This window comes from Parasediminibacterium paludis, assembly GCF_042651445.1.
Lineage (GTDB): Bacteria > Bacteroidota > Bacteroidia > Chitinophagales > Chitinophagaceae > Parasediminibacterium > Parasediminibacterium paludis.
Genome location: NZ_JBHSDC010000009.1, coordinates 1 through 25909, shown reverse-complemented (window position 1 = coordinate 25909; position 25909 = coordinate 1). Strand labels below are relative to the sequence as shown.

28 protein-coding genes are annotated in these 25909 nt (G+C 36.7%); 10 read left to right on the top strand and 18 right to left on the bottom strand.

The features are described 5' to 3' along the window. Nucleotides 1-6 precede the first annotated feature (6 nt). The gene (locus ACFOW1_RS06575) at nucleotides 7-471 is read right to left on the bottom strand and encodes a response regulator transcription factor (protein WP_379013059.1); all 465 of its coding nucleotides are present in this window, start codon (nucleotides 469-471) and stop codon (nucleotides 7-9) included. 223 nt (nucleotides 472-694) lie between these two features. Between ACFOW1_RS06575 and ACFOW1_RS06570 the strand changes: the two genes are divergently transcribed. Together ACFOW1_RS06570 and ACFOW1_RS06565 are read left to right on the top strand one after the other, a co-directional pair. Next, the gene (locus ACFOW1_RS06570) at nucleotides 695-2545 is read left to right on the top strand and encodes a hypothetical protein (protein ID WP_379013058.1); all 1851 of its coding nucleotides are present in this window, start codon (nucleotides 695-697) and stop codon (nucleotides 2543-2545) included. A gap of 58 nt (nucleotides 2546-2603) precedes the next feature. Next, on the top strand, nucleotides 2604-3818 hold the full coding sequence (locus tag ACFOW1_RS06565; protein ID WP_379013056.1) for an MFS transporter: 1215 nt from the start codon (nucleotides 2604-2606) through the stop codon (nucleotides 3816-3818). Nucleotides 3819-3821: 3 nt separating this feature from the next. Here the strand turns inward: ACFOW1_RS06565 and ACFOW1_RS06560 are convergent, their stop codons facing one another. Then, entirely contained in the window at nucleotides 3822-3968 is a 147-nt protein-coding gene (locus ACFOW1_RS06560; protein ID WP_379013055.1) for a lmo0937 family membrane protein, read from the bottom strand. Between the two features lie 181 nt (nucleotides 3969-4149). Here ACFOW1_RS06560 and uxuA point away from each other — a divergent pair, with 181 nt between their 5' ends. Further along, the gene (gene uxuA, locus ACFOW1_RS06555) at nucleotides 4150-5322 is read left to right on the top strand and encodes a mannonate dehydratase (protein ID WP_379013053.1); all 1173 of its coding nucleotides are present in this window, start codon (nucleotides 4150-4152) and stop codon (nucleotides 5320-5322) included. 132 nt (nucleotides 5323-5454) lie between these two features. Here the strand turns inward: uxuA and ACFOW1_RS06550 are convergent, their stop codons facing one another. From ACFOW1_RS06550 to ACFOW1_RS06530, 5 genes are all read right to left on the bottom strand, one after another. Next, the gene (locus tag ACFOW1_RS06550) at nucleotides 5455-6054 is read right to left on the bottom strand and encodes a toxin-antitoxin system YwqK family antitoxin (protein WP_379013052.1); all 600 of its coding nucleotides are present in this window, start codon (nucleotides 6052-6054) and stop codon (nucleotides 5455-5457) included. Continuing rightward, nucleotides 6051-6710, bottom strand: coding sequence for an SCO family protein (locus tag ACFOW1_RS06545; RefSeq protein ID WP_379013051.1), 660 nt, complete (start codon nucleotides 6708-6710; stop codon nucleotides 6051-6053). Before ACFOW1_RS06545 ends, ACFOW1_RS06550 begins: the two co-directional genes overlap by 4 nt. A gap of 117 nt (nucleotides 6711-6827) precedes the next feature. Then, on the bottom strand, nucleotides 6828-7262 hold the full coding sequence (locus ACFOW1_RS06540) for a hypothetical protein (RefSeq protein ID WP_379013049.1): 435 nt from the start codon (nucleotides 7260-7262) through the stop codon (nucleotides 6828-6830). Nucleotides 7263-7398: 136 nt separating this feature from the next. After that, complete coding sequence (locus ACFOW1_RS06535; RefSeq protein ID WP_379013048.1) at nucleotides 7399-8586, bottom strand: thiolase family protein; 1188 nt, start codon at nucleotides 8584-8586, stop codon at nucleotides 7399-7401. 153 nt (nucleotides 8587-8739) lie between these two features. Further along, complete coding sequence (locus ACFOW1_RS06530; protein WP_379013047.1) at nucleotides 8740-9324, bottom strand: DUF3109 family protein; 585 nt, start codon at nucleotides 9322-9324, stop codon at nucleotides 8740-8742. A 108-nt stretch (nucleotides 9325-9432) separates the two neighbouring features. Here ACFOW1_RS06530 and ACFOW1_RS06525 point away from each other — a divergent pair, with 108 nt between their 5' ends. The 4 genes from ACFOW1_RS06525 to ACFOW1_RS06510 all read left to right on the top strand — a co-directional run bounded on the left by ACFOW1_RS06525 (nucleotide 9433) and on the right by ACFOW1_RS06510 (nucleotide 14882). After that, the gene (locus ACFOW1_RS06525) at nucleotides 9433-11268 is read left to right on the top strand and encodes an adenine deaminase (RefSeq protein ID WP_379013046.1); all 1836 of its coding nucleotides are present in this window, start codon (nucleotides 9433-9435) and stop codon (nucleotides 11266-11268) included. A 449-nt stretch (nucleotides 11269-11717) separates the two neighbouring features. Continuing rightward, nucleotides 11718-12323 carry a hypothetical protein gene (locus tag ACFOW1_RS06520; protein WP_379013044.1) on the top strand — a complete coding sequence of 202 codons (606 nt, stop codon included), beginning with the start codon at nucleotides 11718-11720 and terminating at the stop codon, nucleotides 12321-12323. Nucleotides 12324-12394: 71 nt separating this feature from the next. Further along, nucleotides 12395-12685, top strand: a complete 291-nt coding sequence (locus ACFOW1_RS06515; RefSeq protein ID WP_379013043.1) for a hypothetical protein — start codon at nucleotides 12395-12397, stop codon at nucleotides 12683-12685. A 289-nt stretch (nucleotides 12686-12974) separates the two neighbouring features. Further along, the gene (locus tag ACFOW1_RS06510; protein WP_379013042.1) at nucleotides 12975-14882 is read left to right on the top strand and encodes an ABC-F family ATP-binding cassette domain-containing protein; all 1908 of its coding nucleotides are present in this window, start codon (nucleotides 12975-12977) and stop codon (nucleotides 14880-14882) included. A 118-nt stretch (nucleotides 14883-15000) separates the two neighbouring features. Here ACFOW1_RS06510 and ACFOW1_RS06505 read toward each other — a convergent pair whose 3' ends face one another. Continuing rightward, nucleotides 15001-15435: an FKBP-type peptidyl-prolyl cis-trans isomerase gene (locus ACFOW1_RS06505; protein ID WP_379013041.1), complete on the bottom strand. Its 435-nt coding sequence runs from the start codon at nucleotides 15433-15435 to the stop codon at nucleotides 15001-15003. Between the two features lie 212 nt (nucleotides 15436-15647). Here ACFOW1_RS06505 and ACFOW1_RS06500 point away from each other — a divergent pair, with 212 nt between their 5' ends. Further along, complete coding sequence (locus ACFOW1_RS06500) at nucleotides 15648-16580, top strand: hypothetical protein (protein WP_379013040.1); 933 nt, start codon at nucleotides 15648-15650, stop codon at nucleotides 16578-16580. Nucleotides 16581-16653: 73 nt separating this feature from the next. Here the strand turns inward: ACFOW1_RS06500 and ruvB are convergent, their stop codons facing one another. From ruvB to ACFOW1_RS06475, 5 genes are all read right to left on the bottom strand, one after another. Beyond that, nucleotides 16654-17685, bottom strand: coding sequence for a Holliday junction branch migration DNA helicase RuvB (gene ruvB, locus ACFOW1_RS06495; RefSeq protein WP_379013039.1), 1032 nt, complete (start codon nucleotides 17683-17685; stop codon nucleotides 16654-16656). 83 nt (nucleotides 17686-17768) lie between these two features. Continuing rightward, a complete protein-coding gene (locus tag ACFOW1_RS06490; RefSeq protein ID WP_379013037.1) occupies nucleotides 17769-18140 on the bottom strand; it encodes a hypothetical protein in 372 nt (123 codons plus the stop codon). 6 nt (nucleotides 18141-18146) lie between these two features. Beyond that, complete coding sequence (locus ACFOW1_RS06485) at nucleotides 18147-18575, bottom strand: MgtC/SapB family protein (protein ID WP_379013036.1); 429 nt, start codon at nucleotides 18573-18575, stop codon at nucleotides 18147-18149. A 190-nt stretch (nucleotides 18576-18765) separates the two neighbouring features. Continuing rightward, nucleotides 18766-20307: a M56 family metallopeptidase gene (locus tag ACFOW1_RS06480; RefSeq protein ID WP_379013034.1), complete on the bottom strand. Its 1542-nt coding sequence runs from the start codon at nucleotides 20305-20307 to the stop codon at nucleotides 18766-18768. Next, a complete protein-coding gene (locus tag ACFOW1_RS06475) occupies nucleotides 20304-20675 on the bottom strand; it encodes a BlaI/MecI/CopY family transcriptional regulator (RefSeq protein ID WP_379013033.1) in 372 nt (123 codons plus the stop codon). The genes ACFOW1_RS06480 and ACFOW1_RS06475 overlap by 4 nt, the downstream gene beginning before the upstream one ends. Nucleotides 20676-20792: 117 nt before the next feature. Between ACFOW1_RS06475 and ACFOW1_RS06470 the strand changes: the two genes are divergently transcribed. Then, nucleotides 20793-21221: a MarR family winged helix-turn-helix transcriptional regulator gene (locus ACFOW1_RS06470; RefSeq protein ID WP_379013031.1), complete on the top strand. Its 429-nt coding sequence runs from the start codon at nucleotides 20793-20795 to the stop codon at nucleotides 21219-21221. A gap of 59 nt (nucleotides 21222-21280) precedes the next feature. Beyond that, nucleotides 21281-22168: an NAD(P)H-binding protein gene (locus ACFOW1_RS06465; protein WP_379013030.1), complete on the top strand. Its 888-nt coding sequence runs from the start codon at nucleotides 21281-21283 to the stop codon at nucleotides 22166-22168. A 129-nt stretch (nucleotides 22169-22297) separates the two neighbouring features. On the opposite strand, the gene ACFOW1_RS06460 is transcribed toward ACFOW1_RS06465, so the two are convergent. From ACFOW1_RS06460 to ACFOW1_RS06440, 5 genes are all read right to left on the bottom strand, one after another. After that, on the bottom strand, nucleotides 22298-22987 hold the full coding sequence (locus ACFOW1_RS06460) for a peptidoglycan DD-metalloendopeptidase family protein (protein WP_379013029.1): 690 nt from the start codon (nucleotides 22985-22987) through the stop codon (nucleotides 22298-22300). Next, on the bottom strand, nucleotides 22988-23395 hold the full coding sequence (locus ACFOW1_RS06455; protein ID WP_379013028.1) for an alpha/beta fold hydrolase: 408 nt from the start codon (nucleotides 23393-23395) through the stop codon (nucleotides 22988-22990). Continuing rightward, complete coding sequence (locus tag ACFOW1_RS06450; protein WP_379013026.1) at nucleotides 23388-23960, bottom strand: alpha/beta fold hydrolase; 573 nt, start codon at nucleotides 23958-23960, stop codon at nucleotides 23388-23390. Before ACFOW1_RS06450 ends, ACFOW1_RS06455 begins: the two co-directional genes overlap by 8 nt. An 83-nt stretch (nucleotides 23961-24043) precedes the next feature. After that, entirely contained in the window at nucleotides 24044-24442 is a 399-nt protein-coding gene (locus ACFOW1_RS06445; protein ID WP_379013024.1) for an ACT domain-containing protein, read from the bottom strand. A gap of 384 nt (nucleotides 24443-24826) precedes the next feature. Beyond that, nucleotides 24827-25327 (bottom strand): hypothetical protein, encoded by a 501-nt coding sequence (locus ACFOW1_RS06440; protein ID WP_379013023.1) that lies wholly within the window; start codon nucleotides 25325-25327, stop codon nucleotides 24827-24829. Between the last annotated feature and the right edge of the window lie 582 nt (nucleotides 25328-25909).

Genomic DNA, 25909 nt, shown 5'->3' with positions numbered 1-25909 from the left:
AGTGGTTTACGATATTATACCAAGCCTTTTAGCTTTTTCAATGGCCTGCGTTAGTCGTTTTACGTCTAGTTTATCGTATAATTTAGAGACATGTGTTTTTACAGTAGCCAAAGAAATATACAAATGATTGCCTATTTCTTGATTACTTAAACCAGTAGCTAGCATATTTAGCACTTCTATTTCTCGTTTACTTAGACCAAGTTTTTCTATTTCGAAACTATTGATTACAACATCTGTAACATCATTTTTAAACACTTCCTTTTCTACAACAATCGTTTTAGGTTGTATTAATTTGATGGCAATCCAAATGCCCAAAGCGGTAAATAGCAATGCAATAATGCCTGCATAGATTTCAAAAGACTGGTTGTAAATAATGTATTTCGCTTCTAGCCATTTTAATACCAACAGCGAAATAGCTAAGGCACAACCGTATAAGAGCGTTAATTTATGTTTTTGAAAAATAGCCAGCATTTGTTTTAGAGAATATTTGTTTTGGTGAAATAAAAATAAACAAACTATTAGTACAGTGTAAAAAAACAGACTGAAAGTAAAAAGTAAGCAACTAGTTTTTTTATTTTCTCGACTTCAGCAAAACATGATTGATATCATTTTCTCAATGTTTGCTTTAATAGACTTTTGCAATGATCGTTTTAAAATCCAATCCTATTGTTTATTAAAGTCAAAACAAGTTTACATGATTTCACCAACATTGCACACATTTCACATCCCAGTAATGGGCTTAGGATTTACCATTGATACACCAATAAAAGTAGCCCGTTTCGGTATCTCATCTGTGATGTCTATTGTAGAAGATGAGCTAGCAGAACAAATGCGAGCATTTTATAGTAAGCAATACCGGTTGCCTTACACGCCAATTAGCGCTATAGAAGATGATTATAGAGCCAAACGTGTAACGGCATATTTAAATATGGTGAAGCAAATTGTAGATGCACAAGTAGCTACATTAAAGGCTTTACCATTTGAATCAGGTACAGAAATCACAAAGTATTTTGAACTATTGCCCAATCATTTGCCCATAAAACAAAGCTACTTGCAAATGCTTTCTACCAATAATAGTATAGACAAGCAAACCCTGCAAGAACAACTAAGAGCCGCTATAATACCCGGTGCACTAGATGTAAACTTAATGAGTAAGGTAGATAAAAATAATTACGACAGCAAAGGCGAATTACTACCAGCTGAATATTCAGATGCATTAGCGGGTTTACGTGGCTTCGCCAATAGTAATTTAGAATCGTCAATTGTGTTTTCGGCAGGCTACAATCCTAGATTATATGCTTATGTAGAAAAATTCAACGACTTTTTTCCTGATGAAAATGGTGTAGCAAAAAAGAAGGTAATTTTAAAGGTAAGCGATTATCGCTCTGCCTTAACCCAAGGTAAAATACTAGCAAAAAAAGGCATTTGGGTATCTGAATTTAGGATTGAATCGGGCTTAAACTGTGGTGGACATGCTTTTGCAACAGATGGATTACTACTTGGTCCTATTTTAGAAGAATTTAAGCAAAATAAAGCTGCATTAGAAGCTGAGCTTTTTGGCATGTGCAATCAAGCGTTAGCAGCTAAAGCGCAACCATTGTTTACAACTGCACCAGCACTGCGTATTACCGTACAAGGTGGTATTGGCACAACTAATGAGGACCAATTTTTACTAGAACATTATCAAGCTAATAGCACAGGTTGGGGCAGTCCATTTTTGCTAGTACCAGAAGCTACTAGTGTAGATAGCGAAACGCTGCAAAACCTTGCTACTGCTCAACCAGAAGATTATTATTTAAGTAATATTTCACCATTGGGTGTACCTTTTAATAGCTTTAAAAAAGCCTCTTCGGAAATACAACGTGTACAACGTATTGCAGAAGGTAGGCCTGGTAGCCCATGCACAAAAAAATACTTAATCGCCAATACCGAATTTTCTGAACAGCCTATTTGTACCGCTTCGAGAAAATACCAAAATACAAAGATTAATCAAATACTAAGCACTGCATCTATTTGTAATGTAATAGACGAAACTATAGCAAAAGAAGTAGGCCAAGTGGTAGAGAAAGATTGCCTCTGTGAAGGCTTAGGTACATCGGCTTTATTATGCCACGATATAGCGCCATTGCGTAAAGTGAGTAAAGCTGTACTCATTTGCCCCGGACCTAATTTGGCGTACTTTTCAGGTATTTTTTCATTAAAGCAAATGGTAGATTTTATTTATGGAAGAATTGATATTTTAAACGGTGTTTATCGCCCAAATATGTTCGTCAATGAGCTGAATTTGTATGTATCTTATTTTAAAAAAGAAATAGAAAAAAGCTGCGCAAATATTACCACGGCCAAAACAAGACAGCTAAGAACATTTAGAGAAAACCTATTAAAAGGTATTGGCTACTACCAAGATTTAACGCAATACTTTAAGAAAGAAAGTGCCAAATACATTTTGGATATGCGTGAACAATTGTTAGAAGCCGAAGCTATTTTAAAAACGCTTTCAATACCAGGCGAAATTGTACAACCTGCATTAGTAGCTATGGGTTAATACTTAAAACATTGGTAAGTGAATGATTATTGCTAAATTAGTGCTTTAACCGCTATCAATGAACCAACAATCATACACTAGGCCGTATTATTTCTTCTTTTTAGTTTTACCTTATGGTATCAGTATTGGATTTGCAAATGTTGTTTTACCATATTTCCTCACCAAAAATGGGTTTTCAGTTGAAATCATAGGCACCATTGCAGCCATTGGCATTTTTTCAAATGTTTGTAGATTTATATGGGGACCCATTGCAGATATTACCTTATGCTTACGCAAATGGTATTGGATAGGTGTGGCTGCCTGTGTAGCAACTTTATTTTTACTTGCATTTCTACCCTACGATTTAAAGCATACTGCACTCATTACTGCAATCGTCTTTCTTTCGCAAGTTGCAGCCACTTTTGTAGTGCTGCCGCTTGGTGGATTGATGGCAATAAGAATTCATGCGAATAATAAAGGAATGGTAGGCGGTTGGTACCAAGCGGGTAATCTTGGCGGTGTGGGTTTTGGCGGTGGTGCAGGTTTATGGCTAGCAACAAGCTACAACATCCATGTTGCTGGTTTATTTTTATGCATTGTATCACTGCTTTCGGCGCTAGTCATTTTTTTAATTAACGATGTAGTAAGTAATACCATTAGTACATTCAAACAAGAATTAAAAATAATGGGTAACGAACTATTAAAGATGGTGAAAGTACCTATTTTACTGTTTGTAATGATATTAATCTGTATGCCAATAGGCACTGCATCTGCATCATATTTGTGGGCTGCGATAGCTAATGAATGGCATGTTGATGCTAATACAATTGCTTTAATAACAGGTGCTTTAAGTGGTGTTATTAGTGCATTAGGCTGTGTAGTTGGAGGCTGGATAGCCGATAAAAAAGGGGTATGGTGGGCTTACTTGGGCTCGGGTGGATTATTTGCCATCGTCACTTTAGCTATGGCATTATTACCATATAAGTCAGAAGTTTATATAGCCGGTGTATTATGCTATGCTTTATGCTATGGCTTGATTAATGCCGCTTTTTCAGCGCTTGCATTATATGCAACTGGTACAAAATTAGCAGCCACTAAATATGCCATGATTTCTTCCCTTGCCAATATACCTGTTGTATATATCACCTATTTAGACGGCTGGGTACACGATAAATACGGCAGTAAATTTATGCTAGCAACTGAGGCAACTGTGGCTTTAGTATTTGTTGCAATTTCAGTGTTCATATTACAAAGTTTATTTACCAAAAAATTAGTACCGACAATAATTGAGTAGTAATTACGCCCGCCTAATAATATTGAGTAATACTGCAATAACTGCAATGACCAATAATATGTGTATGATACCACCAGTGTTGTAAACAAAAAAACCAAATACCCAACCTATTACTAAAATAACTGCTATTAAATACAATAAACTTCTCATGGTGTATATTTTAGTAATCATATGCTAATAACCATGCCAAGATGTTATAATGCAATAACTAAATGCTGTCAACCAAATAACTATAGCCGTTCTTATTAATGTTTACGAAAACGTTTAACTAATAAAATTTGTGTGTTTCTATTAAAACAATTCTATTTGCCATAATTTCAAAAGCTAGAATATGAGCAATCATCAAATGATACAAACCATGCGTTGGTATGGCACCAATGACCCAGTTAGTTTGTCAGATATTCGTCAAGCAGGCTGCACAGGTGTAGTGACTGCCTTGCACCACATTAAAAATGGTGAGGTATGGACTATTGAAGAAATTACAAAACGCAAAACAGAGGTTGAAGCCGCTGGCTTAACTTGGGATGTTGTAGAAAGTGTGCCGGTCCATGAAGCGATTAAAACACAAGCTACCAATTTTGAAACCTATATCACTAACTATCAGCAATCTATTAGAAATTTAAGTGCTTGTGGTGTACACATTATTACATACAACTTTATGCCTGTGCTAGATTGGACAAGAACAGACCTTGCCTACATTGTGGAAGATGGTAGTAAAGCCCTTCGTTTTGAAAAAGCTGCTTTTGTAGCTTTTGATGTGTTTATTTTAAAAAGAAAAGGAGCTGAAAAAGATTATACTGTAGAAGAATTGAACAGAGCAGAAGCCAAGTTTAATACCATGAGCGATGAAGAAAAATTATTGCTACAACGTAATATTATTGCTGGTTTACCGGGCAGCGAAGAAAGCTTTACACTAGAACAATTTCAGCAAGCATTAGATGCCTATCAAGACATTGATGCAAATAAACTACGTGCTAACTTGATTTACTTTTTACAACAAATTGTACCTGTAGCAGATGAGGCAAATGTAAAAATGGTGATTCACCCTGATGACCCACCGTATAGCATTTTGGGCTTACCAAGAGTAGTAAGTACTGCGGCTGACTTTGCGGCTTTAGCAGAAGCTGTCCCTTCTTTAAATAATGGTTTGTGCTTCTGTACAGGCTCTTTTGGTGTAAGACCAGATAATGATTTGCCAGCTATGGTAAAACAGTTTGGTGATAGAATTAACTTCATCCATTTGCGCAGCACCAAACGCAATGAATTTGGCGACTTTTATGAAGACAACCACCTAGAAGGTGATGTAGATATGTATGCGGTGGTAAAAGAAATTATTGGTGTAATGAAAGCCAGAAATGTATCGATACCAATGCGCCCAGACCATGGCAATCAAATGCTAGATGATTTGAAAAAGAAAACCAATCCTGGCTATTCTGCTATTGGCAGATTGCGTGGTTTAGCAGAATTACGTGGCCTTGAAATGGGTATTGCAAGAAGCTTATAATTAACAACATAGACATATAGGCACACAAAAAAAGGGTGTTCAAAAAGTATTAAAGCTTTCTGTACACCCTTTTATTTAAAAATTATTTTTGCCAAAACTAACTATGTGTCTATTGTGCCTATGTTGTGAAAACTACTTTACATATTCGCCACGTTCGTTTTTTAAACTGTAACAAGGCTGTGCATTCATTACACCGTAGCGTCTACCATCTTTCATAATGTAGTTCATAAATATTTTACCATTCTCACGCCAACCTGTACCAAAGCTATCATTACCATTGTAGTAGCTTATCTTTTTTAAAGGCTTGCCGCTATTGTAATATTCTTCAAAACTACCATTGTACACACCATTTTTAAAGTGATACACAAAGCGAGTATTACCATTATCCCACCAGCCAATATGTACACTATCTTTCTCACCAAGATGATAATACCGTTTGCTTAATGGTTTACCATTTTCAAAGTATTCATAAGCCCACCCTTCTTGCTTGCCTTGGTAATATGATATTATTGACTTCAGGCCTCCATTTTCATAATTCATTAATACATATCCAGAAAATAATTTAAACTTAAATTTCAAATAGCCATTGTCGACTTGCAGCATAGTTTCTGCTGCGGCTTTTATAGTATCATTTGGTATTACAATAGGTTGAGCTTTAGGTATAACAGGCTTTTCAGCAGGTTGCTTACAAGCAATTACACTAATTAGCATTAAAAAAAGTATCCATCTCATGGCTCTTGCTTTAGCGTATTTATATCTTCTATTAAGTGCTGCATATCTACTTCTAATGTGCCTTTGTACACACCTCTGATGCATTTGTGTTTGTCTATCAACAATACATTTTCAGTATGTAAAAAATCGTTTTCATTTTTCTTTTCGCCCAAGTCTTCGTCTGCAAAATAGGCTTGCCTTGCTATGTCATAAATGGCTTTGCGCTCACCTGTAACCAAGTGCCATTTACCATCTATCACATCAAATTGTTTGGCATATTGTTTCAGCTTTGGCACACTATCATTATCAGGCGTTACACTATGCGACAGCAATAAAATTTGTCCATCATTGGCAAATGCTTTTTGTACCAAACTAAGATTACTAGTTAGCTTTTTACAAATGCCTGGGCAACTTGTAAAAAAGAAATCTGCCACATAAATTTTACCATCAAATGTATGATTGGTAATTATTTGCCCATTTTGATTGATAAAACTAAAATCTGGTATGGTATGAATATTTCGATAATTAGCCGATGCTGTATCTATCCATACGGGAGTAAAACTAGCATCGTTGTAAAATGGTAAATGCCTAGTAATTGTATTAGCGTTTTGATGATTGCCACAAGCAACAGCAATCAACAAAAGACATGAGCAAGCAATGTTTCGATATAACTGCATAGCAAGTACGTTTTTATAATGGTGCAAAGTGCAAGCAATATTTATTTACAACAAAAAGAATCCGCCTTTTACAGCAGATTCTAAGCCTAAAAACCTATCCAAATCCAAAAGCTTTATTTAATCTTCCATTGGTGGTTGATTTGGTCCTTTATCATCACCGGGCTTACCAGGATGTTTAGGGCGCATTTTTTTTTCTATCTCTACATATTTCTGATATTGCGCTGCTGTAAGTACCGCCTTCACTTTTGCATCTCTTTCTGCACTTAACTTGTCAGCAATTTCTTTGCTTACAGGTGGTGGTGGTAGTGGTGGTTGCATCGCGTCTTTGCTTTTGTTCTTTTCCATATCAGCAAAGAAGACTTTGTATGCAGCTAGTATTTTTTCTTTTTGCATAGCCGTAAGTTCCATTTGTTTGTTTAATTCTTCGCTTACGTGCTTTAAGCGTTCCTCTGGTGTTGGTGGTTTTGGTGGACGACCGTTTTGGTCTGCTTGGGCTTGTGCAAAGCCTGCTATTAAAAGCATGGCTACTGCAACTAACATTTGCTTCTTCATGTGTTACTATTTTATTGTTGAATGTGTTATGCTAAATCAGATGCGATTTGAACCAAAAACCTTTGCCCTTATCAACAATAACAGGTGAACAAGAAAAAATTACCGATGAAACAGCTATTTGGCGAGTAAATAACAATTAGAGTGCTTCTACAATTAATGCAGAACCCTGGCCAACACCTATGCACATAGCAGCTAGGCCATATTTGCTTTTACGGCGCTTCATTTCGTGTAATAAAGTAGTAGTAATTCTGGCGCCACCACTGCCCAAAGGGTTACCCAAAGCAATGGCACCACCATTGACATTTACCAAGTTGGCATCTAGTGCTAAATCATCAATACAAGCAATGCTTTGTACAGCAAAGGCTTCATTCAATTCTACCAAATCAATATCATTTATTTTTAAACTAGCACGTTGCAATGCTTTTTGTGTAGCTGGTACAGGGCCTAAACCCATCATTTCTGGATGCACGCCTCCAACAGCTGTACTTACCACTCTAGCCATTGGCTGTAGGTTAAATAGCTTTACCGCTTCTTCGCTAGCGAGTAGCAGTGCTGATGCACCATCATTAATACCTGAAGCATTGCCAGCAGTGATGCAACCATTTCTTACAAAAGCAGGTTTTAGCCCTGCTAGTTTTTCTACACTTGTTAGTCTTGGATGCTCATCCGTATCAAATAATATGTTTGCGCCTTTATGAATAATTGGCACCGGTATTATTTCATCTTCCCAAATGATATTGGCCAATGCTGTAAAATATTTTGCATGAGAATTAGCAGCGTAAACATCTTGTGCTGCTCTAGAAATTTGTCTTTCAATGGCGAGTTGTTCAGCTGTTTCGCCCATGCTATAAGGGTGATACATGGTAGCCAATCTTGGGTTCGTAAAGCGCCAGCCAATGGTACTATCTACCGTTTCAGCAGGTTCGTTATTAATTTGTCTTGCTGTAATAAAAGGTGCTCTGCTCATAATTTCTACACCACCTGCTATGTACAACATACCTTCACCACACATAATACTCTTAGCTGCATCCATAATGGCTTGCATACCGCTGCCACACAACCTGTTGACTGTATTACCAGCAACCGTTACGGGCAAGCCAGCAAGCAAAGCTGCTAGTCTGCCTACATTTCTATTATCCTCGCCTGCTTGGTTGGCTGCACCCACTATCACGTCTTCTATTTGGTGTACGTCAATAGTACCATTGCGCTGTACTAGCGAACGTATCATTAATGCCAATAAATCATCTGGACGAACCGTACTTAATTTACCACCATATCTACCAATGGGGCTTCGTACAGCATCAATAATATAGGCAGGTTTCATGCTTTCTTTTTTCACCACATAGGCACAGAGGCACAAAGTTTTTAGCACTTATTTAATTACACCAATTTTTCAAATTAACTTTTTAAAAATGGTAACAGCCAAACGTTTATGAAACTTTTCTATGTGCCTATCTGTCTATGTGGTAATGTTAATCTATCCTCTCTTTAAATGTTCAGCCGTAGCGTCTAATGCTTCATAAAATTCTTCACCATATTTTCTTATAATGGCTTCTTTTAAAAACACGTAGGCTGGTACTTTTAATTGCTTACCAAGGCTACAACCACCACCACACAAATCTTCTCGTGGCTGATAGTTGACGTATTCTACATCTGGATCTTGCTTGCTAGTGGTAATTCTTATAGGGAACAAATGGCAACTTAATGGCTTTTTCCAGCCTATTTTACCTTCGTTAAAAGCTTGTTCAAAGGTGCAAACAATTACCCCATCTTTACCTTTATAGCCATAGGCACAAATGCCACCATTCACCGTCGGTGTTACCCAGCCAAATTCTCTATCGTATGTATAATTGCCTTGCTCATTTACTGCTTTTAGGCCTTCCTTGGTCAAGTAAGGTTTTACTATTGCAAGGGCTTTGTCTACCTCTTTTCTTTCCCAGTTTTCTAGTGGCGCACCAGCATCGCCATCCTCACAGCAGCCACCTTTACACTTGGTAAGGTCACACACAAATTGCTCCTCAATCACTTCGTCACTTATCAATTTATTGTCAATTGCAATCATTGTCGCTATTTTTCTACGGCAACGAAGATAAGTGCAGCGGCATTACTACCATAATCGTTCATAATGAACTATTTTCGTCGCTGTTGTATTATATTTTACAAGCACATTATGGCACAATCATTTTCAGTTACAGGCAATTTGGTAGATGTTCATACCAAGTCAATTTATACAGCAGAAATAGTTGTTGCAGATGGTAAAATTACTGCTATTAACAAACTCACAACTCACAACTCACAACTCAATAGTGGCTATATTTTACCTGGTTTTATAGATAGCCATGTGCATATAGAAAGCAGTATGCTAGTGCCTAGTGAATTTGCAAAATTGGCTGTGGTGCATGGCACCGTGGGCACCGTAAGCGACCCTCACGAAATAGCCAATGTATGCGGTATGGCTGGTGTAGAATTTATGATAGAAAATGGCAAGCAGGTAAACTTTAAGTTCAATTTTGGTGCGCCTAGCTGCGTACCTGCCACCACTTTTGAAACCGCAGGTGCAGCACTTGATAGTGCTGATGTGCATGCGCTGTTGCTTAAAGATGAGATTAAGTACCTCAGCGAAATGATGAATTTTCCTGGTGTGCTGTTTAACGATGAAGAAGTAATGAAAAAAATTGGTTCAGCAAAAGCTTTGGGCAAGCCTGTTGATGGTCATGCGCCTGGTCTTCGTGGTGAAGATGCTAGAAAATACATAGCCCCCCCACCCCCCAAAGGGGGGACTTGGGAAGCGTATTATGAACAATACGTTGCCCCAAGTATGAATGCCAATAAAGAGATTTCAGAAACAATCATTTTAGGTGATTCAAATAATCAATTCAGCAATAAAAACACTTCAGAACCTACTCAACCTGCTTCTGAAATCCCCCCTTTGGGGGGCGGGGGGGCTATCATCTCTACCGATCACGAGTGTTTTACCAAAGAAGAAGCCCTTGATAAGCTTGGCTATGGTATGAAGATTATTATTCGTGAAGGTAGTGCTGCCAAAAATTTTGAAGCGTTAATTGACTTGCTACACGATTACCCAAATGAGATATTGTTTTGTAGCGATGATAAGCATCCTGATAGCTTGATGGTTGGGCATATTAACCAACTATGTGCAAGAGCTGTGGCAAAAGGCATTGATATTTTTAATATTTTGCAAGCGGCTTGTGTAAATCCTGTGCAGCATTATAAGCTAGATATTGGCTTGCTACGTATGGGTGATGATGCCGATTTTATTATTGCTGATGACCTTGTAAACTTCAACATTAGCCATACTTATATTAATGGTGCGTTAGTAGCACAAAATGGTAAATCGTTTATACAATCTGTTGCGGTTACGCCTATTAATCAGTTTGACTGTGATACTATTACAGCCGACCAATTAGCTATTACCACCCACAACTACCCTATTGCCGATGGTAAAACACCAGTAATTGAAGCCTTAGAAGGGCAATTAATTACCAATAAATTGTATTGCGAAGCCACTATAGTAAACAATGCTTTGGTAAGCAATACCAACACAGATATTTTAAAAATGGTAGTGGTAAATCGCTACCACAATGCACCCGTAGCCAAAGCTTTTATTAAAAATGTAGGCCTAAAGCAAGGCGCTATAGCCTCGTCGGTAGCGCACGATAGCCACAATATTGTAGCCGTAGGTGTAGATGACGAGAGCCTTGCCCAAGCCATTAACCTAGTCATTCAGGAAAAAGGTGGCGTAAGTGCGGTAGGCAGGCAAGGGCAGCACGTGCTAGGCTTGCCTGTGGCAGGTTTAATGAGTACCAATGATGGCTACCAAGTGGCGGCTACTTACACCGCCATCGATGCGTTTGTAAAAGAACAATTAGGCAGCACCCTTGCCGCCCCTTTTATGACCCTCAGTTTTATGGCCTTGCTCGTTATTCCGCATTTAAAATTGAGCGACAAAGGTTTGTTTGACGGCGATAGTTTTCAGTTTGTGTAAGGGAAGATTTAATACAAGAGAGCGAAGAAGGCGAAGGGTATAACAATGGCTTTATCAAACTATGACAAGTTGACTTAATTTGATTAAAAAAGGGCATCAAATACTGAAATTGTACGCCCAATTGTCCATACAGTGAACCAATTTTATCATACAGTGAACATTTTTTACCATACAGTGAACATTTTTCATCATACAGAGTACCCATTTTACCATACAACAGCCACAAAGCAGCGTACAACTAACACATTTTAGCAAACAACAAAAACACACCCTCATACAACAAACATTTATTACCATACAGTGAGTTTTTGATGTAAAAAAGGCAAAAGCAATAGAGAAAATTATTTTATATTGCAGCAGATGATTACAACACCTCGTTATTGAAAGGTGCTAATTTTCATTGCATAAAATCTAACGCTATCTAAAAAAGATAGAATCATTTTTTACAAATGCCAAATTTCAAACCACGCTTTAGCCTTTTATTCTTAATAGCAATTGCACTACTAGTTACGGGCATCTTTAATACTTATCAGTTTTGGTGGAGTGATAAAGTTGATAAATCAACCTTTAGAATAATTATTTCATTCTTAACCCTAGGAAGTAGCGCCTTACTTCTTTCTTATCTTCTAACATTGGTATTCTTTGTTCCTGCAAACATCCAATTTGATTTCTTGGCTCTTGCTGGAAAAGGTAATTTTTTAGAGGTAGTAAAAGAAATTGGTAATAAAAAAGCGCAACAGATAATTACCAAAAACATGGTGCTGTACTTTGCAATCTTAATAACACTCACATTTAGTGTACTTGCTTCACTAAAAGCTTTTGAAAAGTATCAGTTGTCGCATTTTGGAATAATTGAGAATGCTATAATCAATAACGTTAGCAAAAGCTTAAAAGGATTTGAAATAACAGTGATTGGATACAATTATGGTTCTAAGCATTATGCGAAAGAATTGTATTTAAACAACTATAGGAAAGGTGAAAAACATCAAATTATTTTTTCTAAAAACAATCCGCAAATCATTGTTTGGTACGATGATTTTTTGAAAGGTGATTAGAATTTATCTCGTTTTTCAAAATCACGAGTTTCATAGAGGAAAAATCTTTCACCAATTTCAGAAAGACAACCATGAAAGTTCAATGTAAAAACTGTTTACCGAAAGAAGGCATTGAGATTTCCTATTTTAGTCAAAAAGAAAAGCAAATAATATCAACGTTAACTGTTCAATCGGCTATTCAAGCAGTAAAATATCTGGTTGATAATTATAGCATCAGTCATGCCGATGCAAAATACATTGTAACGCATATCAACAAAACTTATGGACATTGTAACAGGTGTGTATTTGACAAACTAGATAAAGAATACATTACGTGCCCCAAATGCGGTGCTTTAAATTTTAACTGGGAAGTAGAAAAATAAAGGTTAAATACTTCTAGCTAAACTGCAAGTTTCGTAAAGCAAAGTTCTTAATTTATATTTCGGTCGTCACTGCGAGGCACCAAGCAGCCTAAATGCGAAACCTAGATTGCTTCGTACCTCGCAATGACGTTTTGAAGTAATAACTACTCTACAAACAAAGCCGCACAGCGAACAAAGCGTACAAGTGTGCGACGCAACGATGCTACATAGTAGTACAAATGCTGGTTATCAAAAACTTACATCGCACATCGTACATCGTACATAGCCCACAGTGTTATATTTGCTGCCTATGCATTATGTTTCTGCCGAAGGGCTTACAAAAAGTTTTGGTGTTAATCCACTGTTTAACAATATTTCCTTCCACATAAACGAGGGCGATAAAATTGCGCTGATTGCTAGAAATGGCGTGGGGAAAAGTACCCTTTTGCGCATATTAGCGGGGCAAGAAACGCCTGATAAGGGCAAATTATTTGTAAATAAAGATGTAACGGTAGCGCTGTTTGAGCAAGACCCACACTTTGACGAGACCAAAACGGTATTGGAAAATATCTTTAGCAGTAATAACCCAATAATGACGGTGATGCGTGAATATGAAGCGGCTATTGAAGCAGATAATGGCGAAAAAATTACCGAATGCATTGGTAAAATAGATGAGCTTGGTGCGTGGGATTATGAAGCGAAAGTGCAACAGATATTGGCTAAACTGAATATTCACCACTTGCAAAATGTGGTAAGCAGCCTGAGCGGTGGGCAACGTAAACGTGTGGCATTGGCAAAAACCTTGATAGATATTGGCTTTGAACACCAACACACGTTACTGATGATGGATGAACCGACCAATCACTTAGACGTAGCAATGATTGAGTGGCTGGAAAATTATTTGAATCAAGAAAGTATTACGCTGCTACTAGTAACCCACGACCGCTACTTTCTTGACGCTGTGGTAGATGAAATATGGGAACTAGAACGTGAAAATATGTACACCTATGTGGGCGATTACGAAAACTATGTAGAGAAAAAAGCGGCTAGAATAGAAAGCGAACTAGCAAGTATAGATAAGGCAAAAAATGAGTACCGCAAAGAGCTAGAATGGATGCGCAAGCAACCAAAAGCTAGAACTACCAAAAGCAAAAGCCGACAAGATAATTTTTACGAGGTAGAAGCGAGAGCGAAGCAGAAAATAGAAGATGCACAAGTGCAACTGCAAGTAAAAATGAGCAGGCTTGGTGGCAAGATTGTAGAGATGAAAAAAGTCTATAAAAGCTATGGCGACCTACCCATACTAAAAGGCTTTGACTACAATTTTAGCAAGGGCGAGCGCATTGGCATTATTGGTAAAAATGGGGTGGGTAAAAGTACGTTCTTAAATATTTTGCTAGGCCTAGAACCACCAGACAGTGGCAAGGTAAATGTGGGCGATACGATTGTATTTGGCAATTTCTCTCAGCAGGGTTTGGTGATAAAAGAGAACATGCGTGTGATAGAATATGTGAAAACATTTGCCGAGAACTTTCCGTTGGCTAATGGCGGCAGCTTAACGGCAGCGCAGTTTTTAGAGCTATTTTTATTTACACCAGATAAACAATACACCTATTTAAATAGCTTGAGTGGTGGTGAGAAAAAGCGTTTACAACTGTTAACGATTTTATTTACCAACCCCAACTTTTTAATACTAGATGAGCCTACTAATGATTTGGACTTACCTACATTGGCAGTGCTAGAACGTTTTTTAACCGAATACCAAGGTTGTGTGCTAATTGTAAGCCACGATAGGTATTTTATGGATAGATTGGTGGATCATTTATTTGTATTTGAAGGCAATGGTGTGGTGAGAGATTTTCCTGGTAACTATACGTTGTTGCGCTTAGAAGAAAAAGAGAAAGAAAAAAAGCAAGGCGCAGGTAACAAGCCTCAAGAAGAGAAGAAAGTAGAACCAATGAGCCAACCAGTAACTAGCAACCTGCTACCTGTAACTAATACAACGCCTACCAAAAAACTAAGCTTTAAAGAAAAACAAGAGTTTGAGCAAATAGAAAAAGCGATGCCTAAACTAGAAGCAGAGAAAGTGGCTTTAGCAGAGCAAATGAGTGCAGGTAATCTAAGCTTTGATGAGCTCAAAAAAATAAGTGATAGAATGATAGCTATTACTGAAGAGCTAGAAGCCAAAGAATTGCGTTGGCTAGAGTTATCAGTCTGAACGGGATTTGGAAGAATTTAAAAGACTAAAGGGATAAATGATGCCACACCAGCATCATTTATCCCTTTCTATTTCAACTTAATCCTAATAATCTTTCAAAATACCAGTTCAGACACACTTATTTAAAACTAATTAACTCTACATCAAAAATAAGTGTGGTATTTGGGCCTATTTGGGTACTTACTTGTCTGCTACCGTAACCTAAGTGCGGGGGAATAAAAAAACGAAATTTACTACCAGTAGGCATGTATTGCAAGCCTTCTGTCCACCCTTTAATAACAGCACTTAAAGGAAAAGATGCCGGCACACCGCGCTGTACACTGCTATCGAAAATAGTTCCATTAATTAAAGTGCCATGATAATGGCAAGTAACGGTGTTAGTAGCTTTTGGCTTTTCGCCAGTACCTAAAGTTAATACTTGGTATTGTAACCCACTTTCAAGCGTTACTACACCTTCTTTTGTTTTATTTGCGGCTAAAAAATCTTCCCCTTCTTTTAAATTGGCGGCACTTTTTTCAGCATTTAACGCTGCTAATCTATCTGCTATACCCATATTATAAATTTTGCAGCGAATTTAAGGTGATGCGAGTAGTAAAACATATCATTTTTTAAGTACCTGCCTGTCAGTACCCTACAAACTGCGTATTTAAATACCCACCTCTACGCAAAATACTACATACAATTTACACGTTATTCTATCTGCTGTCGCTAATTATAGGGGCAACTTTGGTGTACCTATCCAATCACCATTTAAAACCATATCCAATGACATTACCTAAAATGTACCAACTATTGGTACCGCTCTCAAAAAAAGGTGAGCCGCAAACGAAAAGTGACGACCCAATTTGGATACAATCATTTACCAAACAGCAACAAAAAATTAGTGACGCCTCAACGGTTAACTACAAATTGTATCACCAGAAAAATATGGGTACCTTATCGGTTTCCTTTAAACCAACTAACGATAATGACCCCGAAACCATCATTGCGACATCTTCGAAAAACAACACCGATGCTGCAAAAAATATCTTCTCTAAATCTAGAGCCTTAGATGAAAGTGATAGATTTACCCATTATCCAAATAGTAATATTGCATTACAATGGTATGTAGCTAACGAATTGCCAAAATATGCTATAGAACTTTTAATAGATGCTTCTGATTTTGCGCATATTGATTGGCTAAATACACCTGGTCCATTGTACACAAGCAATAAAAACATTTATGGTTCGGGTAATATTATTGCCCAGCATAATATTGCCAGCAATAACCAAAAAAATCAAGTCATTTTTAAACAACCTTTTAATAAAAAAGAATGCGATAAAACCTTACTTGCCATTGAATTAGACGACTATGAAGGTTATTATTTTGATGGCAATTGCCATTGGAATAAACACACAATAACAGCTTGGTGGGATAAAAGTGAAGAGCGCATTGTAGAGATACTTGACCTATACAAACAAGAATTGTATATGCCTCAAAAAGCTAGTCATGCAGATGAAGATTTTAAACGCCCAACACCTGAAAATTTTAAATACTGGTTAGACTTTTACCAAGGCAGCATGAAAAACTATTTAGAATGGTATATAAAACAGTTAACTGGTGAAAGCATGGTATTGCCAGAATTACATATCGATTGGTCAATAAAAGAAAAGCTTGATAAAATTTTCTTCTTAAAATTCTTATCAAAAATTAGCTAGTAATTATGTTTTGTTTTTGATTTATAACACAAAACCTTACTTTCATAGTAAGGTTTTTTATATCTATATGCTATTAACTAAATAAGTTAGGATGCTTACCCGCAAAAGGTTTTAAACCTAAATGCGTGTAAGCTTTTTCGGTCGCTTCGCGCCCACGTGGTGTGCGCTGCAAAAAGCCTTCTTGTATTAAAAACGGTTCATATACCTCTTCTATTGTACCGCTTTCTTCACCTACCGCAGTCGCAATAGTTGTAAGCCCAACAGGTCCCCCCTTAAACTTTTCTATTATAGCACTTAAAATACGGTTATCCATTTCATCAAGGCCATGTTCATCTACATTTAAAGCGCGTAAGCCATGTTGTGTAATGCCTATATCAATAATACCATCATTTAGCACTTGTGCAAAATCTCTCACCCTGCGGAGCAAACCGTTGGCAATACGTGGCGTACCACGGCTACGGCGGGCAATTTCAAAAGCCGCTTCGGTACTAATTTTCGTATTTAATATTTTCGCGCTACGCTCAATAATTTTTTGTAAAACGGCAGCGCTATAGTATTCTAAACGAGACTTGATGCCAAAACGAGATAATAGTGGCGCCGTTAACAAACCACTTCGCGTTGTAGCACCTACCAAGGTAAACGGATTTAAATTAATTTGAATACTACGCGCATTAGGTCCCGTATCAATCATAATATCAATACGAAAGTCCTCCATAGCAGCATACAAATATTCTTCTACCACCGTACTTAAACGATGAATTTCATCGATGAACAATACATCATTTGGCTGTAAATTGGTAAGTAAACCTGCTAAATCACCTGGTTTTTCTATTACAGGACCGCTTGTTTCTTTAATATTAACCCCCAATTCATTGGCAACAATACGGCTTAGAGTGGTTTTACCCAAACCTGGTGGACCATGAAACAACACATGATCCAAAGCTTCGCCACGAATTTTAGCTGCCTTTATAAAAATGAGCAAATTCTCTATAAGCTGTGGCTGACCGCTAAAATCATCGATAGCAGCGGGCCTTATGGCATTTTCAAACTCTTTATCGGCACTGGTTACAGGCTCATTGGTATTATGTAGATTAAGATTAGACATTGGCTACGAAAATAACTAAATAATTGCGCAGATTTATATTTGTGCAATTATTAGAAATACATTTAAGGCTTTTATGCGAAGCATTATACAATTTTACATGGTATTAGTGCATCTTCATCAAAGCTGTATACAGCGCATAACCTATGGTAGCCATCAGCAATAATTGTTTTACCATGCGCAGTATCTCTTACAAGTAAAATCGGTACGAGGTTTTCCTTGTTCTTTATTTTTTTAATATTTGTCTTTACATGATAATTTTCGGGGCCTAATAATACAAGCGAACTCGCCCTAAAAATATCTTTTGCTTTAAAGGCGGTAATGGGTGCTTTTTTAAGTTTAGTCTCGTATTCTTTAGCAAGCTTATCATCAAAAATTAGGTTTAAATACGATAGTGCCGCAGGATAATCATGACTTTCTGGTTCAGGTTTCCATTTAATTTTAGTATCAGTTGACATATATATTTAATTTTTAGTTGAGTTTCGATTGGTGAGCCATCTATCTACAGGCACTAGGCCAATATTAACAAAAAGAATAAGGGCTGTAGCCACAAAGGTTTCAAAAAACTGTCCAGTAGCCGCAAGGCAACCAATGGCGGAGCTGCACCAAATAGTTACAGCAGTTGTTAGTCCGTGCACACTAAAACCGTCTCTAAATATAACACCTGCACATAAAAAGCCAATACCTGTCACTACTTGCCCAATAATTCGGGTAGCATCGCCTGTTTTTTCGGTTAAAGATACCGATATAAGTACATATAAAGCCGCACCAAGTGCGACTAAAATGGTAGTTCGCAAACCCGCAGATTTATGTTGCCATTGCCTTTCAAATCCGATAATGGTACCTGCTGCAACCGCAACTGAAATTCTGATAATAAAATCTATATGGCTCACGTAAAAATTTTGAGTTGTAATTTAAATACTTTTTAAATAAGCGCCTTTAAAAAGAAGGATTTTAAATTTACAACAAGAAAATATTTATTAAAACCTTTAAAAGATATGCAATAGCTTATGCTTAGTAAATACAAGCTAATTATATGGCTAAACAATCGCTTATAGTTTTCATTATTATGTTTAATATTCATTACGGATTAACTACAGTAACATTTTTGATAAAACGCATCACCATCATTGGCTCATCTTTTTTTGCTATAGATTCGTCGTAATACTTTTGATAATAGGCTTTGGTCATCATATTTACTTGATGAGTATAGCTTCGCCCAACTTTTGCCGCGCCATACAATTTACTAATATCAAATTGCGCAAAATCTGAAGCTTTAAAATTATTCAACACCTCATTCTTGACGCGTTTATCATCAATCCAAATACCATACACATTTGCTTTCTTAAAATTATTAAACTGCGTTTCAGTAGGTACTTCACGTTTTAACGGACCTAATTGCTTACAAAAAACAACACTTTGCTTTAATTGCTGTTGCAAACTCATTTTCGTAAAAATAGCAATAAGTCTAGTTTTGTCTTGTTGCGTAATATCTCTAAAAATCGATTGCCATCTATTCGTAGTGTCTCTTCTATACTTTTTTGCAATAGTTTCATATTCTTTCATTAATTCATCAGAAGCATCAGTAGCAGAATAACCGATAGAGGTCTTCTTATAAAAATCTTCGGCTAAAATTTTTGCTTGCGTTTTCTTTTCATGAAAAAGTAAATCCTTTGTAGGCACTACTTGCTCATTAGCAGTATCACTAACTCGTATTTTTTCAGTAAATTTTTTCAACGTATCCTGAGCTATTATTTTAGAACTGAATACAAAAACCAAACTACCTATAATTGGTACAATAGCTAATTGCTTCACCGCTTTTCTAGTGAATGACGTTGTTTTGTTCATCATGAGTAAACGTTTTTTGGTTATTAAAAAATTAAACTGACTTGCAAGATGATTGAATACTGGTTTATTTGCTTGTGCCAACAATAAATATTGATAAGATGCCACATCATGATATGTTTCTAGTGCAGCAGCATCTGCCAAAAATTCGTGATTGATTTGGATTGCTTTTTTGTACCAATAAAGAAATGGGTTAAACCAAAAAATGATGCTTAAAACCTCAATAAAAAGAATATCAAGCGAGTGTTTTTGTTGAACATGTGCAAGTTCATGATTAAGTATGGCTTGTTCAAAAGCGCCATTGTTGTAATCTTCTTTTGCTATAAATATGTACTTTAAGAAGCTATGTGAAACAATGCTTTGTGGTAATAATACGAGCCGTGAATTTTGGCATAAAATCTTCTCGCTATTCTTTATTTTCAACCATAATTGGAAAAGGTTTCTAGCAAAACGAATTAGCAAGATGGTACTGATTAAAAAATAAGCTGCAATCAGTAAATTCGGCCAAATATCAATATCGCTTACAGGTTCTTCAATAGCACTTGACATAGTTTTAAAAGTAGTTTCTGTTGCATAAAATACATTTTCAGTAACAGTACTATCAGAAATTATTGGTATTTGCTGCTTCCATTCAATAAATGGTACAACTAATGCAAAAATTAAACTCAGTAGCAAATAGTATCTATTAAAGCGGTGCATTTTTTCTTTAGCAAGCAATACATGGTAAACCAATAATAATACAGCTGAGCAAAGCACCATCTTTACCAAGTAAGCTATCATTTTTTATTACGTTTTATTTCTTTGTCAATAATCATTTTTAATTCTTCTAACTCTTCAGCACTTAAATTACTGGTAGTGGTAAAAAATGATGCAAACTGCATGGCTGAGTTACCAAAATAATCTTTGATAATGCCTTTTACATGTTTAGAAAAATAATCTGACTTAGTTACGAGGGCGAAATATTCTCTCGAATTGCCAAAAACATTATAGCCTACAAATCCTTTGTCTTGCATACGCTTAAGCAATGTAGCAACAGTTGTTGTGGCTGGCTTAGGTTCTGGATGATGCTCTATCAAGTCTTTTAAAAATACTTTTTCGTGATTCCAAATTAACTCCATTAACTGCTCTTCTGTTTTCGATAATTTCATTGTTCTACACCTTGTTATTTTATTCTACAAATGTAGAATTATATTTCAAATAAAAAAAATAATTTTCCCAAAATCATTTGTATATACAAACAAAGTCCCTTTATATTTGCAACCGTAATGAAAACGTCTGAAAGTAAATATTGCAAGTGCTTGTATTTTACCACCAATGCTTTGGCGCGTAAAGTAGAAAAACTGGCATTAGAAAGCTGGAAGCCTGTAGATTTATCGCCAAGTCATGCTTATTTATTGCTGATGGTATTAGAAGAGCCAGGTACGCAGCCAGGTTGTATTGCCAATCATTTACAACTTAGCCCAAGTACTGTTACTAGATTAATAGAAAAACTAGAAGAACGTGCATTAGTAACACGCACCACCGAAGGCAAGCAAACCAATGTATATCCATCTGCAACTGCTGTTGCCATGTTGCCTACTTTAAAAGAATGCTTACATCATTTTTATGATTGCTATAGCGCTATTTTGGGTAAGGAAGAAAGTTGCAAATTAATTGATAATATGGGCTTGGTTGCTGACAAAATATCGATTTAAAATTTTTTTATCACCTCATTTGTATATACAAATATAAATCATAAACAAAACACACAATTATGAACTATGTTATCACAGGCTCTATCGGCCACATTAGCAAACCAGTGGTTGCACAATTAATTGCTGCTAACCACGATGTTACGGTAATTACAAGCAATACCGATAGAGTTACAGACATTGAAGCACTTGGCGCTGTAGCCAAAGTTGGTTCAGTAAAAGATATAGCCTTTGTAACCAATGCTTTCGCAGGAGCAGATGCTGTGTACTTAATGATTCCACCCACTTGGAAAACCGACAATTGGTTTGCCGAGCAACAATTAGTTGCTAACAACTATGTTGCTGCCATTACAGCTAATAATATTAAATATGTGGTGCAACTGAGCAGTATTGGTACACACCTGCGTAAGGGCGCTGGTCCTATTGATGGCTTGGGCTATTTGGAAGAACAATTGCTTGGTTTGCAAAACGTTAATACCATTGCCTTACGCCCTTCGTATTTCTTTTACAATTTATTTAGCCAAATTGGTTTGGTAAAACAGGCAGGTATTTTTGGCGCCAACTATGGTGGTACTAATGAGAAATTAATTTTGGTAGACACCAATGATATTGCAGCTGTTGCTGCTGAGAAACTTCTTGATTTATCATTCTCGGGTTTTACAACACAGTACATTGCTAGCGATGAAGTAAGCACCGACGACATTGCAAAAGTGCTAGGCGAAGCCATTGGAAAACCTGGTACACCGTGGGTAACTTTTACCGATGAACAAGCGCTACAAGGTATGCTAGGCGCTGGCTTAGATGCTGAAATTGCTAATGGTTACGCAACAATGGGAGCTGCCATAAGAAGTGGTGCTATCCAAGAAGATTACTGGAAGAATAAACCAACATTAGGTAAGTATAAATTAGCTGATTTTGCAAAAGCATTTGCCGCGGCTTATAACGCTTAAATAAAGATTGATAGCAGCACGGATTAAACTGATGCAACTGATTATATCGAATGTATGTTAAGTTTAATCCGCGTTCTATCATTATTAACTAAATCGGTTTCATCCTTCCAATCTGCCTCATCAGTGTTCCTATCCCTTTGCAAATTGTAGCATTTGCAACACTAAATCAGCATCGGGGCAATTGGTTAAATATTGTGCACGCTCGCTTAATTTACATACACCAGGAAAGTCACCTTTTTTGCCTTGCATATCAATTATTAACTGATAATGCAAATGTGGTGGCCAAGCACCATTTTCTTCTGCCCTACCAAAATGTGCTACCAACTCGCCTTTGGCAAACTTTTTTCCTTCGTACAAACCTTCTAAATCTTTCAACGATAAATGCCCATACAAGGCATAGAATATTACATCTTCTAATTGATGTTGTAGAATAATGGTAGCGCCATAATCGCCATATTGGTTGTTAAATGCAAAACTATGTACCACGCCATCTAATGCAGCAAATACAGGCGTTTCAGCTTCACCCCAAATATCTACACCTAGATGTAAGCGCCTTGGTTCATCTGTGGTATCAAACACTTTACTACGGCTATACACCGTTCTATGTTCGCTGTAACCACCAATACCATATTTACAATTTGTAGCTTGCAATTTGGCATTAATATAAGCAGAGAAACTATCGGTATTATTTAAAATATCATCTTTTAAATCGGTATTTGCAGCTGTAAAATCGAGTAACAGTAAGGTATCCTGTTGCGCGTTAAACGGTACTACCTTAGCAAACGAAGGCTGGTATTTCTGTAAAATAGTTGTCAGCATTTATTGGCGCTTCATAAAATCTAAAATAATAGGGAACAACTTTGTTGGTTCTTCCACTTGTGGGTTATGACCGCTTTTTTCAAACATTACAAACTGTGCTTGTGGACAATACGTTTTATATTCAACTTCCATTCGTGGTACAGCTACCCTATCATACCTACCTGCGTAAATAAGAATAGGCATTTTTAAATCTTTTAATTTGTCTCTGTAATCAAAACTGCCAATATCGCTGCTCAATACAAAATCACCATCTTTACCCACCATCTGGTAGTATAAAGTAGCATTTAATGGATTGGGATAGGCTTTTCTTTTGCCTCTGCTAACAAAATTCTCAGGGTTGTAGGCATATAAAAAACCATAAGGCACTCTGCCATAAATATCTTGATGTAATGGATCGCTACTAACCATACCTTTTTTTTCTGATTGCCATCAACTCGTCCCATACTTCGGGGTAATTGGTTTTTATTTCGTGGTTGCTATTATCATCATTTTCTTGCCACATAGCATAGCTGTGAAAGCCGTTAGCAATAATTAAGTGACTTAAATTATTAGCATATTTCACGGCATAACCTTGTGCTACTAAACTACCATAACTATGACCTAGTAAGCTTACTTTCCTTAAATGCAAAGCCGTTCTTAAACCTTCAATATCGTCTATATCTCTTGCTAAGGTATACTCAGTTGGTATTTTGGCAGTATCAGACTTCCCTCTACCAAATGCATCAAAATAAATGAGTTGAATATTACCTTTCATAGCAAGCGAATCAAAGACACGGTAAGCAAAATGGTTATTACCAGGTCCGCCTGGAATAATAATTAATGGCTCACCTTTACCCACAACTACTACCCACAATTTTGCACCATTAACAGTTATATATTTACCATCAGTAAAACTGTCTGGCAAATGAATGGCTTTCTGCGCTATTACACCAGCACTTATTAGTAAAAAACAACAAAAGATAATTTTATTCATAGTATTGTAATGTAAGCAATAAAGTTAACGATTCAAACGTAATACGTGTACAGCAAATACAAACGTTGATAAACGTTGTAAGACTAATGTAACGATGACAAACCTTCTAAAATCGCCATCGCTTTTTCAGCATCGCTTTTGTCAACAAAAATATGGTCGTGGTAAAATGCAGCCACTACGTTGCAACTGATTCCATTCTTGGCAAGAGCGCTAGAAAAAGCCGCCGTTAAGCCTACTGCTTCTAAAGAAGAATGCACGGTTAGTGTAATCCAAGCAGCAACAAACGCATAGTTAAGGTTTAATGTATCGGCTGTCTCCTTTTTTACAATAATGGTGTACGCTTCATGTTCTTTAAAAATCATTATGGCGTCTTCTACGTTTATTAGTGATAGGTTTTGTACCGTACAAAAAACAAACTCGCCAACATGCAATTGGGGCTTCATTGTTTGTAATAGTGTATTTAGGTTTCGTTCGCCGCTCATATTTCTTACTTTTAATTAAAATGATGTAAAGGCATTAATCCCGAAATAAGTATCCTAATTCCTAAACTTTCAGTTTTATAAAAAGTTTTTATTAAGATAATAGCTATTAATTCTTTTGCTTGTAAAAATCGGATGTCATTAAAACTGTTGGTAAGGGTAACGCCAACAATGACGGTGTTATAACCATAGTAGCATGAACTATTTTTATTGGTAAAACTAAACAACTATTGAAAATTTTATTAATTATTGATGCCCTTCATTAAATGTATCAGCAGCCTACTTTTTGGGATTATCAATAATGTATTGTTCAATATTGTGAAACGATTGGGCATCACGAATAATATGGTCGTGATAACGTAGTTGCCAATTAAAATTGGTATCGCCCTATTTACGTGCCTGTGTGGTTACCGCCGATTTAAACCTACGAACAATAGACACCAAATTTTTTGATTGCGGTGCAAATGCATTTTTTGCCGTATCGTTTTTGGTATTGGCATTGGTAGAGACGCGATGCACTGCGTCTCTACGTGGCGTTACGTTTTTACGTGGAATTGCGTTTTTACGTGGCGTTCTATCCATATTGCCACCACCACCATTATACGCATTATCACCAATAATAACGATTGCGTGAAAATGATTGGGCATTACCACAAATGCGCTCATGGTTAATGCCATATCGGTACGTACGGTAAATGTGTTTTCCCATTCCTGTTGGGCAATTATAACTAATGGCGATAAATGCATGACACCCTGTTGTATATCACCAAAAAAATGTTGCCTGTCTTTGGTGCAAATGGTAATAAAATACGCTGCAGCAGCACCATAATCCCAATGCGCTAATCGGGAAGAAGGAATGCGATATTGGTTGTTGAATTTGTTTGACATAGGGTGTTTTGGTGATTTGTCGCTTAAGATACCGTAAACGAACATTCAGAAGAACGGTAGAGTTTATCAACCTATAAATTTACAATTACCAGCAAATATTACCTATAGTTTGGAATGAATGCTCCTTTTGATTTTAATTGGTTTACAAATCTTGTTAGTAATTCAGACTGTTCATCTCTTGGCACAATAACTTTACCTCTATTCAAAAAATTAAATTGCAACGGGCAGTTAAACGCAAAAAAGATTTTTTCAGTAACTTGATTGTTATTGTACATCAAGAAAACGTGGTTGTACAGTGTAATGCAAGTAGTAGGTGTAAGCTCTTGTAAAGAATCTGAGAAGGCATTTAACATATTCAATAAGGTATCTTTATCACTACCGTTAAAAACTATATGGTGCGATGGTTTGCAAATTAAGTTCCCCGCAGAATCCATAAAACTTTGTCCATCGCCTATTAATGGGCTATTGGCTAATTGCTTTTCTGGAAAATTAATAATAGAAGTATCAGCAATTAGTGTAAGCTCCCCTAAAATCCGCTACATTCAAAAGTATAAAATTCTCCGTTTTCAGTTTTTATAGGAT